Here is an 18355-nt window from a genome sequence, read left to right as displayed (position 1 = left end):
AAGTACTTAATAAACCACTCTCTGTAAAAAGAGTGGTTTATTATTTACTTTTCTAAAGATACGAAAGGGCCGCGCTCGAACATGATGATTTCTGCATCTTCACTTAGACGACGAGCACGAGCAGCAGCAGAAGCACCACCAGCAACGCCACCTACGATAAGAATTTTTGTCATTTGAAACTCCGATTAATGAAAGCCAAGCTTTTTAAGGAAGAAGGCAGCAGGGCAAATACCCGTGAATGCACTTTGGATTAAGTTAACACCGACAAATACTGTTAACCATACAAAACCAGTATGGACAGTTAATGTTAATACAACTGATATCAAAACCATGCTACCAGCCAGTACACGAATTGCGTTATCAAGTGTCATAGTATCTTCCTTTACATGTTGTCTGTTTCCATAACTATAAGTTTATGTATTAGTATTGTCTAATGTTATTTTATCTAATTTGAATTATGCTAAATTAGGGTTGACTAATAAATGTATTTTAGTAACATCTAAATTAGATAAGCGAGTAGAGGTTGATATGGTTGAACATGAAATGAACCTAGCGGAAATGCAAGAGAGTGCAAGTGAAGCTGCCGAGTTGCTGAAGGTTATGGCGCATCCAGAACGTTTGATGGTGCTGTGCCAGTTAATCCGAGGTGAAGTTGGTGTTGGACAGCTGAAACTGAGTTCAGAGTTAAGTCAATCTGCCTTTTCTCAGCATTTGACTGTGCTACGCAAACATAATTTGATTCAAGCGCGCAAAGCCTCTCAGCAAGTATTTTATTCTCTGGCGGATCCTCGAGTGGAGCCGCTAGTTCAAAGCTTACACAGCGTTTTTTGTAAATAAGAAGGTGTTGATTTATATGTTAGATATCGTTCCCTGGCAGTCGTTATTTGGTGGGATGCTCTTAGGAGTATCCGCAACTCTATTAATGCTCTTCAACGGAAAGGTCGCTGGTATTAGTGGCGTTATTAACGGCCTGCTTACACCAAAAGAAGGTGAGTTTTCATGGCGATTGCTATTCTTCGCAGGCATGGTAATAGGGGGGCTTGTTAGTGTTATCGCGTTAGGGGTCTCTAGCCCTGTTACAGACGGGATTTCGCTACCTACGATAGCCATCGCGGGAATATTAGTTGGCATGGGTACAAGATTAGCGAATGGTTGTACTAGTGGACACGGGATATGTGGCATTGGTCGTTTATCAAAACGTTCGTTAGTGGCAACAGTTGTCTTCATGCTTGTTGCCGCTTTAACTGTTTTTTTCCGCTTACATGTTTTCCAGTAGGGGATGTTTGATGAACAAATTAGTATTTCGAATTTCAGCTTTGATTAGTGGTGTTCTATTTGGGGCTGGTATGGCAATTTCTGGCATGATTGAGCCCAAAAAAGTGATTGGTTTTCTGGATGTAATGGGTGCGTGGGATCCAAGTCTAGCATTTGTGATGGGGGGAGCATTGATGGTTTTTATGCCGTGCTACTTTTTAATTATCAAGCCAAGACATCAGGCACTGAGTGGCTGCGAGTACAGTCTACCCAAAGGACAGCGTATTGATTCGAAATTGATTTCTGGATCTGCTCTGTTTGGGCTTGGTTGGGGGATTGCAGGTATTTGTCCTGGCCCCGCAGTAGCGAGCTTAGGATTGGGAAATGGGTTAATAGTGATTTTTTTCTGCTCTATGGTTATAGGCTCTTTATTGGCAAAAATGATATTTGGTAAGAACAACAACCAACCACAAATAGTAGGCTCTAACTAACAACTGCGGGAGGTAACATGGAACGAAAAGAAACCAAGGATGGTGTTATTCATTCAGTGATGAATAGTTTCTTTCCAGCCATACTTATTATTCTCTTGCTGGCGGTAGGTGCGGCTGCTCTGTGGTTAACGCCAAAAGAGGAAGACCCGCAAATCGTTGTCCCTATGGCTGATGTGTTGATTTCTGCGCCAGGATTGAGAGCTGAACAAGTAGAGAATCAAGTCACCGAGCCGTTAGAAAAGCTTCTTAGCCAAATCGATGGCGTGGAGTATGTCTATTCATCTTCTATGGAAGGGGCAGCTCATGTTATCGTCCGCTTTTACGTTGGTGAGCCTCGTGAGGCGGCATTAGTCAAACTCTATAACAAGCTCTACTCCAACCAAGACCATATCCCTCCTTCTGTTACTCGTTGGTTAGTCAAACCCATCGAAATTGATGATGTACCGATTGTGGTAGCGGCAATTTACTCGACTGATGCCTCGAAAGTCGATCGCTATCAGCTACGCCGATTAGCCGAGCAAGCGACGTTAGGTCTTAAGTCTCTCCCTTCGACCAACAGTGTTGCCGTAATTGGCGGAGAATCCCGCAAAATTCACATCGAACTTGATTCAGTCGCAATGGCGAACTTTGGCGTAACAGTCGGTGATTTGAATTACGCATTAAGGGTAAGCCACAACAAGTCGCAAGCAGGTGGCGTTCAAATATCGGGTCAGCAATATCAGCTAGAATCAGGACAGCTGTTTAAATCAGCGCAAGAGATCCGAAACTTAGTGATCGCGGTGGTCAATAACAAGCCAGTCTATTTACAAGATGTTGCAGATGTCGTTGATGGTGCGACTGAAGCGGCAACAGATACTTGGTATATCTCCAAAGATAGCGCGACTGAGTATCCCGCGGTTTTTATCTCGGTTGCAAAACAAAAAGGCTCTAATGCGGTAGAGGTTGCGCAATCTGTCGTTGATAAACTCACTAGCTTGCAAAACGAGCAGTTCCCCAGAGAAGTGAAGGTCAATATTATTCGCAATTATGGTCAGACTGCAGATGACAAGGTCTCCAATCTTGTTTCTAGCTTGGCTATTTCGATAGTGACTGTGGTGGTGTTTGTCGGCCTATTTTTAAACTGGCGTAGTGCCTTGGTGGTAGGGATCGCGATTCCAATCAGCTATGGTGCGGCGCTGGGTATGGACCTGTTATTTGGTTATTCGATCAATCGTGTAACGCTATTTGCATTGATTTTGGCACTCGGTTTAATCGTCGATGATCCAATTGCCAGCATTGATAACATAGAGCGTTATCTTAAGCGTAAAGAGTTATCTCGTTCTAAAGCGATAGTATATGCGATGGCGGAGATTCGCAGTGCTTTGTTGATGTCGACAGTCGCTATTGTCATTGTATTTACACCGATGTTTTTCATCACAGGTATGATGGGGCCATATATGGCACCGTTAGCGTTCAACGTGCCAATCAGTGTCATCTTTAGCACCATAGTCGCGTTCTTTATTACTCCTTGGCTAGCGAAAAAAATCCTTAAGGCTGCACAGCAACAGGGGCACTATAACGTTGAAAATACGTCGCTTTATAAATTCTATGCCAAGTTGTTAACGCCACTATTGGTTAGTCGTAAAAAAGCGTGGTTATTTCTCGGATTAGTGGCAGTGCTGTTTATGGTCGCGGCTATGTTACCAGCGCTACGCTTAGTGCCGCTAAAGCTATTGCCGTATGACAATAAAAATGAATTCCAGTTGATCGTTAACATGCCTGAATCTACAAGTTTTGCCGATACTTCAAATACGTTACGTGTCTTTGCAGATTACCTATTGGATGTACCAGAAGTAGAATCAGTATCGGGGTTTTCTGGTGTCGCATCCCCTATGGACTTCAATGGTATGGTGCGTCACTATTTCATGCGTAGTGAACCGCATCAGGGGGAACTACGTATCGTGTTAGTCGATAAACATAACCGCTCCATGCAATCGCACCAGATTGTTACTCGCTTAAGGTATAATTTGGAACAAATTGCGGCACGTCATCACGCTGACATTCAATTGGTTGAAGTTCCACCAGGGCCTCCAGTCATCGCGACAATAGCTGCTGAAGTGTATGGTGATGAGCAAACAAGCTACCAAGAGTTGATTGCTCAGGCCGATATTGTTGCTAACCGTCTGAGAGATGAAGCATTTGTCACTGAGGTCGATACCAGTGTGCAGCAGAAATTGGAAACTTGGCAATTTATTATCGATCAAGAGAAAGCAGCTCTATCTGGGGTATCCATTGAGGATATTAATGACACCATTGTTGCTGCAAATAACGGTAAAGTGTTGGGCTATCTCGCAGCCCCTCGCGAAGTCTCTGCATTACCGATTGAGATCCGTCTGCCAGCCGCTGAGAGAGACTCCCTTGAAAGCATTAAACAGTTATATGTCCGTGGTCAAGCAGGCGTAGTAAAAATCACTAACCAAGGAACATTTAGTGATGCGCCTCAGCCTTTGGTGCAGCTGTCGGAGTTAGGGGAATTTGTTAAACGGTCTGTCGATACGCCGATCTATCATAAAAACTTAAAGCCTGTTGTATATGTGTATGCGGAATCTGTTGGTCGAGTTCCGGGTGAAATCATTGCTGATGTGATTGCCGATTACAATCGTGGAGACGAGGCAGACTTAATTGAATGGCAAGAGCGAACTTATTTATCTAACGGCTCTGGCCAAAACTGGCAGCTAGATGATCACATCAAAGTGGTTTGGAGCGGAGAAGGAGAATGGAAGATTACGGTCGATGTCTTTCGTGATTTAGGTATTGCTTATGGCGCGGCTTTATTGGGGGTATTTGTCGTGATGCTAATCCAGACTGGCTTGCCTGCGGTATCAGGGATCATCATGCTCGCTATTCCGCTCACTGTTATCGGTATCATGCCTGGGTTCTGGCTGCTAAATAGCTTATCCGCTGACATAAATGGCTATCCTAATCCAGCTTTGTTCACCGCTACCGCGATGATCGGCATGATTGCACTGGCTGGGATCGTCGTGCGTAACTCGTTAGTGCTGATTGAATTTATCCATCAGTCTTTAGCTAGAGGTGCGTCATTGCAAGACGCGTTGATCCAGTCGGGGGCGGTAAGAATGCGACCAATACTATTAACCGCTGGTACAACATTACTTGGTAACATTGTGATTACCCTTGATCCAATCTTTAATGGCCTTGCATGGGCAATCATCTTTGGTATTTCAGCATCAACCGTTTTCACTCTGTTGGTGATACCAGTTGTTTATAATCTCGCTTACCAGAATACGAAGGGACACGGACTTCCAGTAACGGAGGAAGAATAATGATGAATCGTAAGTTTTTTTGGGGCTTAGTTCTGTTCGCTGGATTAGCCCTAATGTTTCTCTACATGGCTGGAGTGTTTAGCCCCAAGGTTCCCGTCCAGATGCAAGCTCGTCAGTCGGTCATTAAGCCTCAACAAGTGGTGACCCTAGTAGCCACAGAGCAGCGTGTGATGCGTGATTTTCCGGGTACTGTCGTTGCTGACCAAAAAGCTACGATTGCATCTAGACTCACTGCTACGGTAGTGGAGGTACTGGTTGAAGTAGGTCAGCCGGTTAAGAAAGGTGATGTACTGTTGAGATTAGAAAGTGATGATCTTGACGCAAGAGTCAGACAAACAGAGCAGAGTTTGTCATCGTCACAAGCTCAACTTAATGCAGCAAGAAAAGAGTATGCACGAATTAAAGAGCTGCTTGCTAAAAAACTGGTTCCACAATCGCAATTTGATCAAGTTGAAAGCAAGCTAAAGAGCGCCACTGCAAATTTAGAGCAGGCGAAAGCTGCAGTATCTGAAGCTGAAACAACTTTTGGCTTTAGTGTCATTACCGCACCGTTTGATGGTGTCATTACCAATAAATCCGTTGACTCGGGTGACACATCGACTCCAGGTATGGCGTTGCTTTCAATGTATAACCCTGACTCCTTGATTGTTGAGGCTGATGTTGCTGAGTCAGTGATGCCAGTATTATCCATCGGTAGCACGTTGGCATTAGAAATCCCCACTTATGGCCTAGTATTAGATGCGACGATAAATGAAATCGCGCCTGCAGCGGATAGTGGCTCAAGAAGTTATCGAATTCGGCTTGGTTTTGATAGTGAATATACGCTTTATCCGGGGAATTTTGCTCGAGTGTCCATCGACCTTGGTTCGGAAAGAATTTTAAAAGTACCTGTGGCGGCTATTTACCAAGTAGGCCAGCTTGATTATGTCAAAGTTGTCGAACAGGGAACCTTACATACTCGATTGGTTCAACTTGGAGATGGTTTCCGAGTACGTAAGGGGCTAAGTGAAGGTGATAGGGTAGTGCTAAATCCTCGTGATTTTTAATTAGCGAATATAGGCGGATAGAGGACAGTGGTCACTTAACTGATACTTAAGTACATCCTGTACGGGAAAGATGTCTTGCTTAGGTGTTGAAGCCGTAAGGACTTTGCTGACAATAATATGGTCGATCAATGAACGAAATTGGTGAGTCTTATTAGGATTGTTTCGAGATCTCACCTTACATTCTGCTTTGCTTGACTTAGATGCCAGTACGGCTTTTGTACCTTGAGAAATTTCATTCCAAAGCCAGTCTCCTTGATAGCCCATATTATGGTTAAAATCACCAAGGATGACATAAGCGTCGTTATCTCTCTCACGAGCCTTTATCCATTTATTGAGTTCTTCACCTTGCGCTTTTAGCGTTCGGCACGCTTTACTCCCATTATAAGCTCCCGAACAGCGAGCTTTTAAATGGATCGACAGAGCATGGATGGGCTTGTGTGAGTCTGGGTGTAGCATGACGTAGCTAGCAAATCTAAGCTTACTATTGCGGGATGTGTCCAGTTTCAAGTCTGGCATATCTTTTACCACAATGCCTTTTTTAACCGCAAAACCAGTGTACTGATTAATGTCACTAAATTGATGGTGCTGATTGGCGGTATTTGAACGATGAGAGAAAAAGATTTGGTAATCACTGCCTATGACCTTCTTTAAGGCCTGCTTATCATTGACCTCTTGAAACGCTAAGACTTCACTTTCCATAGATGAGAAGTGGTGATGCAAAGATTGGTAGTCCTGATCATATCTCTGTGAGGATTTAAACTTGTTAGATGGTGTACTGCTCAACCACTCTAAATTCCAAGCTGAGTAAACAGTATCCGCATGACTGTTAAATGATCCGAATAAAGCGAGGATGCCAAGAATTGGCCATGTTTTTTGCATAATAGTTGACGCAATGTTTTGAATTCTACTGCAACCTTTATCCTATAAGTCATCGCAAAAAATCAAGTCTCAAATGCTCCATTTTTGCAATTTTCATGAATTACTTTCTAACTTGGATCAATGCCACCAAGATTGATTTGATCTTGAGCTAGGCTCTCTTTTTATTGATCGAAATCAATACTCGTAGCTGTGTCATTTCGTTAAATACGCCACAACATCTTGTGTCAGCAAAATAATAAATCGCCTATATAGTGTATTTGTGGATAACTCTGTGAGTATGCTTAGGGTAAGGAGAATCAGTGAAACCAATCGTAATCAAGCGTGATGGGTCGAGAGCACCATTTAGTCGAGACCGTATCCAAGCAGCAGTGGAAGCAGCAGCGGATCACAATAGCCAAGAGATCGCTATTTATGCCCTAAATGTGGCATTAGCAGTTGAGCTTAAGCTACAAGATCGCGATGAAGTTGAGATCACTGAAGTTCAGAATCTTGTTGAAGATGAATTAATGCAAGGCCCTTACAAAGAGCTAGCTCGTTCATACATTGAATACCGCCATGACCGCGATACTGCACGTGAAAAACAGAGCGCGTTGACGCAAGAGATCGAAGGTTTGATCGAAGAGAGCAACTTAGATCTTATCAATGAAAATGCCAACAAAGACGGTAAAGTGATTCCAACGCAGCGTGACCTGCTTGCGGGTATTGTTGCTAAGCATTACGCGAAAACTCACATCCTGCCGCGTGATATTGTTCAGGCACATGAACAAGGTGATATTCACTACCACGATCTGGATTACGCACCATTCTTCCCAATGTTTAACTGTATGTTGATCGACCTACAGGGCATGCTGACACGTGGCTTTAAGATGGGGAATGCGGAGATTGATACACCTAAATCAATCTCTACTGCGACAGCGGTGACGGCGCAAATCATTGCACAAGTAGCAAGCCATATATACGGTGGTACAACGATCAACCGTATTGACGAAGTGCTAGAGCCGTACGTGATGACGAGCTACGACAAACACTTCGAGATTGCAAAAGAGTGGAACATTCCTGATGCAGAAGCATTTGCCACCGCACGAACTGAAAAAGAGTGTTACGATGCATTCCAGTCGCTTGAATACGAAGTAAACACGTTACATACCGCTAACGGTCAAACTCCTTTTGTTACTTTTGGCTTTGGTCTTGGTACTAGCTGGGCATCTCGTTTGATCCAGAAATCCATCCTTAAGAACCGTATCGCGGGCCTTGGTAAAAACCGTAAAACCGCTGTGTTCCCAAAACTTGTGTTTGGCATCAAAGACGGATTAAACCACAAAGCGGAAGATCCAAACTACGACATTAAGAAGCTTGCTTTAGAGTGTGCTTCTAAGCGTATGTACCCAGACATTCTTAACTACGACAAAGTCGTTGAGATCACGGGTTCGTTCAAAACGCCAATGGGCTGTCGTTCATTCCTTGGTACCTACGAAGAGAATAGCGAGCTGGTTCATGAAGGTCGTAACAACCTCGGTGTTGTAAGCTTAAACTTGCCACGCATAGCGATTCAAGCCAACGGCAGTGAAACTAAGTTCTACGAACTACTGAATGCGAAGCTTAAACTGGCTCGACGTGCACTAGAGACACGTATTACTCGCCTTGAGAACGTGAAAGCGCGTGTAGCCCCAATTTTGTATATGGAAGGAGCATGTGGCGTTCGTTTAAAAGCGGATGACTCTATTGCGGAGATCTTTAAACATGGCCGCGCTTCAATTTCGCTTGGTTACATCGGTATCCATGAAACCGTGAACGCACTGTTTGGGACTGAAGTCCATGTTTATGATGATACAGTACTGCGTGAGAAAGCGCTTGGCATCATTAAGCATATGAAAGAAGCGGTAAATTCGTGGACTGACGAAACAGGTTACGGATTTAGCCTATATGGCACGCCAAGTGAAAACTTATGTAGCCGTTTCTGCCGTATCGACAACAAAGAATTTGGCGTGATTAAAGGTGTGACTGATAAAGGTTACTACACCAACAGTTTCCACTTAGACGTTGAGAAGAAGGTAAACCCTTACGATAAGATCGATTTTGAGATGCCATACCCTGAAATCTCAAGCGGTGGCTTTATTTGTTACGGCGAGTTCCCGAACATGCAACGCAACGTTGAAGCATTAGAAAATGTCTGGGATTATAGTTACAGTCGCGTGCCATATTACGGAACAAACACTCCGATTGATGAGTGTTACGAATGTGGCTATAACGGTGAATTTGACTGTACCAGTAAGGGCTTTACGTGTCCGAGTTGTGGCAATCACGATTCAACCAAAGTGTCGGTAACACGCCGTGTATGTGGTTACTTAGGCAGCCCAGATGCACGACCGTTTAATTTCGGTAAACAAGAAGAAGTTAAGCGCCGAGTGAAGCATCTTTAAAGGCTCACTTCCTCTCTCATACTTTGAAAATCAACCTGTAATGGGTTGATTTTCTTTTCGTAGATAAGGTTCCCTAATGAACTACCACCAGTACTATCCAATTGATGTTGTTAATGGCCCAGGTACTCGCTGTACGCTGTTTGTGTCAGGGTGCGTTCACCAATGTCGTGGTTGCTATAACCAATCGACTCAGCGTTTAGATTCTGGTATCTATTTCACTCAAGAGGCCGAAGACCAAATCATCGCCGACTTGAAGGATACTCGAATTAAAAAGCGTGGCTTGTCGCTATCGGGTGGTGATCCTTTGCATCCTGCCAATGTGGCGGACATATTGAAGCTCGTGAAGCGCGTCAGAACGGAGTGTCCTGGAAAAGACATCTGGGTTTGGACTGGCTACACATTAAGCGAATTGGATGAGGTGCAGAGAGAAGTCGTTGAATACATTGATGTGCTGATTGATGGCAAGTTTGAACAAGACAAGAAAGACCTCAACTTGGAGTGGCGCGGAAGCTCAAACCAAATCATTCATACCTTCAAGCTTTCGTGAATATAGTCTCAATAGCAAGTAGGGAATGTTGCGTGTGTGTTAAGTTCTACAGATTTTAATCCTGATTTGCTATTGGTCGCTAAAATTTGTTTCTGAATTTGTAAGTTAGATGATAACGTATCGGCTGTTACTTGAATTTCAAAGGGTTATGACTTTCATGTTTTCTAATCTACCAACTCCAGTATTAGATCCTATTTTATCTCTTTCCGTTGCATACCGTAACGACGAACGCACCAACAAGGTTGACCTTGGCATTGGTGTTTATAAGAACAGCGCAGGCGAAACGCCGGTCATGAAAGCTATTCAAATGGCTCAAGACGTTGTTATCGCGAATCAAAAAACCAAATCTTATGTCGGCCTTGCCGGTTGTGAAGAATTCAACCAAAGCATGATTGACCTGCTACTGGCGGGTACATCAACAACCGATCGCGTTGCTGCTATCCAAACGCCAGGTGCGAGTGGTGCACTTCGTATGTTGGGTGACTTAATGAAAATAGCGCAGCCAGATACGACTGTTTGGATCTCTAATCCAAGCTACGTTAATCATAAACCTGTTATGGAAGCGGCTGGCCTTAAGGTTAAGTTCTACCATTACTTCTCACCAGAGACTAAGCAAGTCGATACAGCGAAGATGCTAGAAGACCTATCAAAAGCAGGTCCATCTGATGTTGTTCTACTCCATGGCTGTTGTCACAACCCGACAGGGGCAGACATCGACTTTGAAGCTTGGCAAGCAATCACTAGGCTATCGCAGAAAAATGGTTTTACGCCATTTGTTGATATTGCTTATCAAGGTTTCGGTGACGGACTAGAAGAAGATGCAAAAGGCCTTCGTTATATGGCCGACAACGTAGAAGAAATGCTGATCACGACGTCGTGTTCGAAAAACTTTGGTCTATACCGTGAGCGTACTGGTGCGGCGATTGTTATCGGTAAATCTCAGCAAGATGTTGGCAATGCCAAAGGTAAACTTCTTACACTAGCGCGTTCGACTTACACTATGCCACCTGACCACGGTGCGGCGTTAGTGAAAACCATTCTTCAAAATCAAGAGCTAACGGCGATTTGGAAGCAAGAGTTGATTGAAATGCAGCAGCGCTTGTTAAACTTGCGTCAGACTTTGTGTAATGAATTGAGAAATACCCACAATACTTCACAATTCGACTTTATAGAGAGCCACAAAGGCATGTTTACTGTGCTAGGCTTTACGCAAGACCAAATGACGCAACTCCGTGATGAATATGGTATTTATGGGGTGGGCGATGGTCGTATTAATATCGCGGGCCTGACTGAAAAGGACATTCCTTACGTAGCCGAAGCGATTATCAAAGTATCATAAATATAATGGGGCGCGATGCGTCCCTTATATTATTTTGTCTAGATTAGGTGGTCGAATGAATAAACCATGGAAAGTGCTGATTCCAATTTTGTTCAGCTGTGGCTTAATGGCATGTTCCACAACAGGTACTACGCCAATCAAGCCTGAAGAAAAGCCTGTTGTCGAAGAGCCCATCGTTGAGCCTGAAGTTGCACAGCCAAAGGAAGAGGTTGTCGAGCTAGCCAAGCCGACAAAACCGAAAGAGCCAGTGGTTGAAGTGCAGGCAAAGAAAACATCCGATGGTAAGTTACTGTTAGGTGAAGAAGAGTGGGTCTATGTTCCTGGACTAGAGCAAAGCTTTAAGTCACGTGTTGATACAGGTGCAACCACTTCTTCAATTAGCGCTGTTGATGCTATTCCATTTGAAAGAGACGGCAAGGACTGGGTTAAGTTTAAAATTGAGCATGATGGTGTGAAGAGTAAAGAAATTGCACTTCCAGTTAAACGTTGGGTCAAGATTAGACAGTCTAATGCAGAAGGAACGCAAAAGCGTGCCGTTGTTGAAGCTTGGATTCAGCTTGGTGACTTGAAAGAGAAAACCGATTTTACCTTAGCTGATCGAACGCACCTATCATACCCATTGTTACTTGGACGTAGCTTTTTCAAAGATGTCGCTGTTGTCGATGTGAGCAAGAAATTCGTTCAAGATAAACATAAATAACCTATTTATGTTCTAGATAAAAAACCAGCACGATGATGATGTGCTGGTTTTTTTATTTCTAGATCATACTTTTTCGACCCATATCTGCATACTCTTTTCTCATAGGTTACTATTCGCACGTTTAGTCGGCCCCTCAAGGCGCTTGCGTTCCCCTACATAAAAATTAAACACGCAGGTTGTACGTACAAATAAAATAATAAGGAATATGGTTATGAAACACTTGTCTAAGGCTATTGTTGTGCGAGATGGCAAAGTTTTGGTTCAAGAGACAGTTAAGTCATCAAGTGGGGCTAAAGTCATCGACTTTCCACTTGGTCTAGTTAGCGACAATGAGTCAGCAACCGATGCTGCGCGCAAGCTAATTGTCGAAGCAGATGAGAATCAAGTTCAACATACTGCGACATTCAGTGGTGTTAATGAAAAAGGTGGGCGTACTTACTACGCTATTTTTAAGGCGGATGCCAAAGCTAAGTTGAAGCTTGCTTTGTCAGACATGCCTGAAAGTGCTCGTTGGGTTGAGCCAAAAGATTTGCCGCTCAATGATTTCTACGCAGGAGATATCGATTTTATTAAGACTCATCTGCCTCAATACAGCTAAATTATCTATTTGTTGCGAATAAAACCATTCCAGTGACAATAAAAAAGCCAACCGAATTTACCTCGATTGGCTTTTTGTTTACCCATGGCTGTTACTGAATTTCAAGTAGCTCCACGTCGAAAATAAGTGTTGACGCTGGTGGGATTGGACCCGAACCGTTTTTGCCGTAGGCCAGTGGGCTAGGAATATAAAGGCGGAACTTGTCACCCACACTCATGTAAGTTAAACCTTCTTGCCAGCCTTTAATGACTTGATTTAGCTTGAAGCTGATAGGCTGGCCGCGGTCCACTGAACTATCAAACACCGTGCCATCGATAAGAGTGCCGTGGTAATGCACCTTCACTTTGCTAGATGCTGTTGGCTTTTCTTTACCTTCGCCTTTGTGAAGAATTTTGTACTGAAGGCCACTTTCAGTGGTGATAACGCCTTCTTTCTTACCGTTCTCAAGTAAGAAGCTTTGCCCAATCGCAAAATTTTCTTCACCTGCTTTATTGTTTGTCCACGTACGGTAGATAAAGAACGCCGCTAGAACGAAGATAATAATTGGAAAAATAATCTTAGACATAAATCCTTTCCGTCGAATTATGGTTGAGTAATTAGGAATTTGATGGTGTTGGCGATACCTTCAACATCTTGGTGGGCGCTAGTATTGACGATGTATTTACCTTTTACAATGAAAGTAGGAACTGAATTGATCTCGCCTTTAGTGGTGATGTCATCTGCCAGTTGGATCGCAGCGAACAGTTGCTTTTTTTGCTCTTCATTGAAGTTATATGGGCTAGTTAGGCCTCGGATTTCAAAAGCTTGGTCGATTGCGAGTTTCTTATCGCCTAGTGACGCGCCGTCACCCATTTGAGTCGCAGCAAATAGTTCTAGCATCATGTCATGATCAGGCTTTTTACCCAATTGCATTTCAGCTGCGTAGTAAATCATCGCACCAATCTGGGCGCTTTCATTAAAGGTTACGTGAACTTTACCAATGCTTTCTCCAGTGAGCTTCTCGATAGTAGGCATTTCGTTTTCCATCTTACGACAATGGCCACAATTGAGAGAGAAGACTTCAGTGACAAGAGGTAGACGGAACGTAGCAAGGTTCGCTGGCAGTTGTTGGAAATGGGTGCCTTCTTGTGGGGTAGTGGTTTCCGAACACCCAACAAGCAATGTTGATAACGCAATCAGCGCGAAAGTAACAAGCTTTTTCATATTAGATTCTCATATCGGTACTACTGTTGCGCGAACACAATATGACAGTAGTTCGTAAATAGTTGATCAATTTTACTTTGTCCAAGTCAGAAGAGAAACAGCTAGGTTACTGAATTTGAAATAAAGTATGACTAATAGTTACACCAGTGCAAAGATTAGTCACCCGAATCAAAGATTTTTAGTTGGTAGGCTAAAGTCTTGGTAAATTGGCCGATACAGTTAGAGAACAGTAAAGGACTCACAGGTGAACGAATGAAGCGCTTGGTATTACCACTTATTTTAACATTGGCTGGCTGTAGCAATATGGCAGATGAGATAGCGACACTCGGCAATGATATGCTTGATACAGCGCCACGCTCTGATTTTGATGTTAGATACCCAGAGTGGGGTACACCAACCAATATCTCGCCTTCGGGAGTTAAAGGCCCGATGGGGCAGCAACGTACACAGAGCTATCACAATCTACAAAGCTTTTTGACCAGTAACGGTGTTGACTATGAGTTACTGCCTGGCAACCACGTTATGGTAAAGCTTAAAGACACTATTAAATTTAATACTGGCTCGTCAAACGTATCACCTGACTCACAATACTGGCTTGATATGATGGGCAGCTATCTCGCAACTCAGCCAGGAATCGATATCGTTATTGATGGTCACGCAGACAGTACGGGCGCATCGACGTTTAACGACGGTCTTTCAATGAAACGAGCGAGCGCAGTAAAACGTCTGTTGGTGCGTAATAACGTTGCGATGGATTCCATCTTTACGCGTGGGTATGGTGAGTATGTTCCTGCTTGTAGCAATAAAACAAAAGCAGGCAAGGCGTGCAACCGCCGTGTGGAAGTGCTCTTTATTGTTTCAAATAACTAGAATCTAACTGCTTTTTCGCGTATTTGACGCATTAAAAAGCCCCTGAATACGCTATTCAGGGGCTTTTTGATAACTTGTATTTTAGTTATGCGGCGCTTTTAACTTGATCGTCTTTTTTTTCGCTTTGCATCTTTGCTAGGAAATAAACGTTAACACACGCAATGAAGCCGTTAGTTACGACTACAGGCCAGGCATCAATCATAAGGCCGTATGCAGTAAACAGTGCACAACCGATGAAGTTAAGAACACGCAGTTTCACGATATCTTTCATCGTAAGTGAAATAGCGACCATGATAGACGCTGCATAACCTAGAATTTCAACCATATCCATAATTTGACCCTCTTAATTTTTGCCGAACATTGTCGGTACCAATTCTTCTCTTCTTGAGATAACTGAGGAAGCTCCGTGCCTCGAATGGTCTAATTGATTAACTGGGATGAACTATAACAGGGGTAAATGTGTGATGAAACCCCCAGAAATGTGAACGGAGAGGGTTAGCGATTACGCAAACGTTTTACGTATGTTTAACTCAATAAATAACCAAATTTGTTGGTAGCAAGTCTCAATAAAAAGCCCGCTGATTTCAGCGGGCTCTAAGAATATAGGTGAAACAAGAATTACTTCTTTTTACCTTGGATTACTTTATCTTCTTCAGTCAGTTCACGGATACGACGGCTGATGTCACGGCGCTCTTTAGAGATTTCAGCGCTCTTGATGATGTGATCATCGACGCGATCTTCGTAGTCAGCTTTCATGTTCTTAATAATGCCGACAATCTCGTCTGTGCTCATGTCTGAACTGATGTAATCAAGCAAGTTTTCTAGTAGGTCAACACGCTTACGGTTATCACGAACTTTCTTCTCGTTGTCGATAAGTTCACGTTTTAATTTATTTTTACGACGTGCTTCAGATACGATTTCAAATACACCGATCATAAGTCTCTTTCCCTAATTTTTGGTTAACTGTTATCGATTAAATCACAACATCTACTGTGATAACAGTCTTTAGATCAATCATTACAATGTGTTGACGCTTTTCTAGCCAATCTACAACGAGACAATTGAGCCTCTGCAAGGAACAATATATGATTTGTCCAATGTTAGTTAATTTAAGCGCAAGCAATGCGTACGTCCCAGATTGTCATTCCTCAACCTAAAGACGCTCCTGAAGGTAGAGCAAGTAAACTTGTATCAGCGTATAAAAAAGAGCGGACTCAGCAAGAGATTACAGAAGTAGAACTGAATCGCAGTAAAATTGTAATGATTGATGAGAACGGAGAGTTCAAGTCCGTCCCAATTTTGGCTGAGCACTAGTGGAATCACGTAACAAGAATAAGATAAGGAAACGGTATGAATATTGAGCTTAACCCTATTGAGGCGCGTGTTATCGGCTGCTTGATTGAGAAAGAAGTCACCACACCTGACTACTACCCGTTAACTCTTAATAGCTTAACAACCGCTTGTAATCAAAAGAGCAACCGAGACCCTGTGGTGGCACTGACCGATGATGATGTCCAGAAGGCCGTAGACGCGTTAATCTCTCGCCGTTTAGTTAGTGATGAAAGTGGCTTTAATAGTCGTGCTAATAAGTTTCAACATCGTTTTTGCAATACCGAGTTTGGTGATCTCAAATTAACCAAACAGGAGAAAGGTATTGTGTGTTGCCTGCTCCTACGTGGTGCGCAAACACCGGGTGAACTGAGAACACGTACTAACCGCTTAGCTGATTTTAGCGACGTTAAAGAAGTCGAAGCAGTGCTTGATAAAATGGCATCTCGCGAAGAAGGTGCGTTAGTCGTGAAACTTCCTCGTGAAGCAGGTAAACGCGAATCTCGTTACATGCACCTTTTTAGTGGTGAAGTGGATATCGAAGCGTTAGCTGTTGCAGCGCCAGTATCGTCCCCAAGTAATGATCGCATCGAACAGCTTGAGCAAGAGGTTGAATCTCTGAAAGCGGAAATGTCAGAGCTTCGCGCTATTGTTGAGCAGCTTAAAGCTTAATGAATTCAGCGGCCGAGACTTCAATTTCGGATTGGTACATCTATTTAATCCGAATGCGAAATAATGCGCTCTATTGCGGTATTACCACCAATGTAGAGCGCAGGTTTTCAGAGCATCAAAATGGTACTGGTGCTAAAGCATTAAAAGGCAAAGGGCCTCTTGAATTAGCTTGGTTTCATGAAGCTGGAAGTTCAAGAAGCAGCGCTTCTAAACTTGAATATAAAATCAAGCGCTTAAGCAAAAGCCAAAAAGAAACGCTCGTTTCTGGAGTAAAAGAGCTCTCTGATTTGGTAGAACTAGCACTAATTGACTAAAAAACGCTCTAAACCTCAATATTTGTATTAACCTTGGTAATGATAAGTATGCAACTTATAAGGTTAATAAGGATATGAATCAATTAAGTAAAATGTCATTAGTGGTGGGTTGTCTCGGCTTTTCAACAGTGAGTATCGGTGCAAACGTGATCGCTGATGGTCGAGGTAACGGTATGGGTAATACCGGTGTAACAAGTGCCGATTATCTATTAGCACCTTTCTATAATCCCGCGTTAACTGCTGTCCATCGAGATAGCGACACATTTGGTATTTTAGTTCCAGCGATTGGTGCTAACGTGCGTGATACCGACGGTTCACTTGATACCATCGATAGCCTACAAGATACCATCGAAAGCTTCGAAAACAGTAATAACCTTGATCCCGCTATTGCTACTCAGTTGAACGGCTATTTGACCGATTTGTCGGACGATAAGCCTTTAGCGGTAACAGGTGGGGCTGGGATCGCGGTGGCGATTCCAATCAATACACTATCAGCCAATATTTTCACTCGTGGTTATGCGGAGGTCATCGCGGTTACTGCAATTGCACCGAACAACGGTGATGGTTTAAACGAGGTGACAACCCGTTATGAAAACTCCGAAGTGGATATGATCGCCTTTGGCTATACAGAGTTTGGTGTTGCACTCGCTAAGCGTATGACTGTCCGAGGTCAGGATGTGTCATTTGGTGTCACGCCTAAGTATCAACAGCTAAGAACCTACAAACAGAACCTCTCCGTTGAAGATTTCGATGTCAGTGATTATGACGAAAGTGAAACGAAAGAAAACGCGTTTAACATAGATCTAGGTGCGGCTTGGTTTTATGACGCTTACCGAGTTGGTATTGCAATCAAAGACCTGTTTTCTAAAAAAATAGATACATTAGACGTCGGTAGTGGGGTGAGTACATATAAGTTGGATACTCAAGTTACAGTGTCCGGATCTTACGCAATGGAATACTTAGTTGCGAGTGTGGACTTGGATCTAACTTCCCAAGAACGTTTTTCTGATTTGAACGATGACACTCAGTATTTACGCCTTGGTATTGAAGGAAACGCGTTTGGTTGGGCTCAACTAAGAGCGGGTTACGAAATGGATCTAGAAAGTACCGTGGATGACTCAGTAACGCTGGGCATCGGTATCAGCCCAGGTGATTTAGTGAGCTTTGATTTAGCGGGAAGTTATTCTGGCAGTAACCAATTCGGTCTTTCAGGCAATTTAGCTTTTACGTTCTAGACACTATTCGGCATAATAGAAAATCTGAGATAAATGAATGAGTTGGACTCATTCATTTTGTCTCATTTTATAAATAACGAATAAGGCGCTAGAAACTCTAATATAATAAATAGTGCTCAGTCTGGTTGGTTACGA

22 protein-coding genes are annotated in these 18355 nt (G+C 43.2%); 15 read left to right on the top strand and 7 right to left on the bottom strand.

Annotation, left to right across the window (positions count from 1 at the left end; genetic code table 11):
• Positions 1-44: 44 nt before the first annotated feature.
• Both ACU01J_RS14440 and ACU01J_RS14435 read right to left on the bottom strand, forming a co-directional pair.
• Positions 45-173, bottom strand: coding sequence for a hypothetical protein (locus tag ACU01J_RS14440; protein WP_025587119.1), 129 nt, complete (start codon positions 171-173; stop codon positions 45-47).
• Positions 174-185: 12 nt separating this feature from the next.
• Entirely contained in the window at positions 186-371 is a 186-nt protein-coding gene (locus tag ACU01J_RS14435) for a YgaP family membrane protein (protein ID WP_481086332.1), read from the bottom strand.
• A gap of 172 nt (positions 372-543) precedes the next feature.
• Between ACU01J_RS14435 and ACU01J_RS14430 the strand changes: the two genes are divergently transcribed.
• From ACU01J_RS14430 to ACU01J_RS14410, 5 genes are read left to right on the top strand one after another with little or no spacing between them, the layout of a single operon-like run.
• Positions 544-837, top strand: a complete 294-nt coding sequence (locus ACU01J_RS14430; RefSeq protein ID WP_481086378.1) for a metalloregulator ArsR/SmtB family transcription factor — start codon at positions 544-546, stop codon at positions 835-837.
• Between the two features lie 16 nt (positions 838-853).
• On the top strand, positions 854-1276 hold the full coding sequence (locus ACU01J_RS14425; RefSeq protein WP_481086331.1) for a YeeE/YedE family protein: 423 nt from the start codon (positions 854-856) through the stop codon (positions 1274-1276).
• 10 nt (positions 1277-1286) lie between these two features.
• A complete protein-coding gene (locus ACU01J_RS14420) occupies positions 1287-1745 on the top strand; it encodes a DUF6691 family protein (protein ID WP_481086330.1) in 459 nt (152 codons plus the stop codon).
• Positions 1746-1762: 17 nt separating this feature from the next.
• Positions 1763-5068, top strand: a complete 3306-nt coding sequence (locus ACU01J_RS14415; RefSeq protein WP_481086329.1) for an efflux RND transporter permease subunit — start codon at positions 1763-1765, stop codon at positions 5066-5068.
• Entirely contained in the window at positions 5068-6114 is a 1047-nt protein-coding gene (locus tag ACU01J_RS14410) for an efflux RND transporter periplasmic adaptor subunit (protein ID WP_481086328.1), read from the top strand. Before ACU01J_RS14415 ends, ACU01J_RS14410 begins: the two co-directional genes overlap by 1 nt.
• Here ACU01J_RS14410 and ACU01J_RS14405 read toward each other — a convergent pair whose 3' ends face one another.
• Positions 6115-6993 (bottom strand): endonuclease/exonuclease/phosphatase family protein, encoded by an 879-nt coding sequence (locus ACU01J_RS14405; RefSeq protein ID WP_481086327.1) that lies wholly within the window; start codon positions 6991-6993, stop codon positions 6115-6117.
• A gap of 299 nt (positions 6994-7292) precedes the next feature.
• Here ACU01J_RS14405 and nrdD point away from each other — a divergent pair, with 299 nt between their 5' ends.
• The 5 genes from nrdD (at position 7293) to ACU01J_RS14380 (ending at position 12597) form a co-directional block, all read left to right on the top strand.
• Entirely contained in the window at positions 7293-9413 is a 2121-nt protein-coding gene (gene nrdD, locus ACU01J_RS14400; RefSeq protein WP_481086326.1) for an anaerobic ribonucleoside-triphosphate reductase, read from the top strand.
• Positions 9414-9489: 76 nt separating this feature from the next.
• Positions 9490-9960: an anaerobic ribonucleoside-triphosphate reductase-activating protein gene (gene nrdG / locus ACU01J_RS14395; RefSeq protein ID WP_481086325.1), complete on the top strand. Its 471-nt coding sequence runs from the start codon at positions 9490-9492 to the stop codon at positions 9958-9960.
• 157 nt (positions 9961-10117) lie between these two features.
• Positions 10118-11299 (top strand): amino acid aminotransferase, encoded by a 1182-nt coding sequence (locus ACU01J_RS14390; RefSeq protein ID WP_481086324.1) that lies wholly within the window; start codon positions 10118-10120, stop codon positions 11297-11299.
• Positions 11300-11354: 55 nt separating this feature from the next.
• The gene (locus ACU01J_RS14385) at positions 11355-11999 is read left to right on the top strand and encodes an ATP-dependent zinc protease family protein (protein ID WP_481086323.1); all 645 of its coding nucleotides are present in this window, start codon (positions 11355-11357) and stop codon (positions 11997-11999) included.
• A gap of 211 nt (positions 12000-12210) precedes the next feature.
• Positions 12211-12597: an NUDIX hydrolase gene (locus ACU01J_RS14380; RefSeq protein WP_481086322.1), complete on the top strand. Its 387-nt coding sequence runs from the start codon at positions 12211-12213 to the stop codon at positions 12595-12597.
• A 91-nt stretch (positions 12598-12688) separates the two neighbouring features.
• Here the strand turns inward: ACU01J_RS14380 and bamJ are convergent, their stop codons facing one another.
• Positions 12689-13162, bottom strand: a complete 474-nt coding sequence (gene bamJ / locus ACU01J_RS14375) for a BamJ family beta-barrel-assembly machinery protein (RefSeq protein WP_481086321.1) — start codon at positions 13160-13162, stop codon at positions 12689-12691.
• Between the two features lie 17 nt (positions 13163-13179).
• Positions 13180-13800, bottom strand: coding sequence for a thiol:disulfide interchange protein DsbA/DsbL (locus ACU01J_RS14370; protein WP_481086320.1), 621 nt, complete (start codon positions 13798-13800; stop codon positions 13180-13182).
• Positions 13801-14052: 252 nt separating this feature from the next.
• Between ACU01J_RS14370 and ACU01J_RS14365 the strand changes: the two genes are divergently transcribed.
• Positions 14053-14670: an OmpA family protein gene (locus tag ACU01J_RS14365; RefSeq protein WP_481086319.1), complete on the top strand. Its 618-nt coding sequence runs from the start codon at positions 14053-14055 to the stop codon at positions 14668-14670.
• Positions 14671-14755: 85 nt separating this feature from the next.
• Here the strand turns inward: ACU01J_RS14365 and ACU01J_RS14360 are convergent, their stop codons facing one another.
• On the bottom strand, positions 14756-15001 hold the full coding sequence (locus tag ACU01J_RS14360; protein ID WP_004411668.1) for a YgjV family protein: 246 nt from the start codon (positions 14999-15001) through the stop codon (positions 14756-14758).
• A gap of 287 nt (positions 15002-15288) precedes the next feature.
• Positions 15289-15606, bottom strand: coding sequence for a DUF496 family protein (locus tag ACU01J_RS14355; RefSeq protein WP_481086318.1), 318 nt, complete (start codon positions 15604-15606; stop codon positions 15289-15291).
• A gap of 186 nt (positions 15607-15792) precedes the next feature.
• On the opposite strand from ACU01J_RS14355, the gene ACU01J_RS14350 reads away from it, so the two are divergent.
• From ACU01J_RS14350 to ACU01J_RS14335, 4 genes are all read left to right on the top strand, one after another.
• On the top strand, positions 15793-15984 hold the full coding sequence (locus tag ACU01J_RS14350; protein WP_481086317.1) for a hypothetical protein: 192 nt from the start codon (positions 15793-15795) through the stop codon (positions 15982-15984).
• A gap of 36 nt (positions 15985-16020) precedes the next feature.
• On the top strand, positions 16021-16671 hold the full coding sequence (locus ACU01J_RS14345; RefSeq protein WP_481086316.1) for a YceH family protein: 651 nt from the start codon (positions 16021-16023) through the stop codon (positions 16669-16671).
• Positions 16671-16985, top strand: a complete 315-nt coding sequence (locus ACU01J_RS14340; RefSeq protein WP_481086315.1) for a GIY-YIG nuclease family protein — start codon at positions 16671-16673, stop codon at positions 16983-16985. Before ACU01J_RS14345 ends, ACU01J_RS14340 begins: the two co-directional genes overlap by 1 nt.
• A gap of 74 nt (positions 16986-17059) precedes the next feature.
• The gene (locus ACU01J_RS14335; RefSeq protein ID WP_481086314.1) at positions 17060-18220 is read left to right on the top strand and encodes a conjugal transfer protein TraF; all 1161 of its coding nucleotides are present in this window, start codon (positions 17060-17062) and stop codon (positions 18218-18220) included.
• Positions 18221-18355: the final 135 nt, after the last annotated feature.

This window comes from Vibrio sp. 2433-A1 (assembly GCF_056726085.1).
Note: the sequence above shows the minus strand (reverse complement) of the source record. Positions and strands in the feature narration are given on the sequence as shown.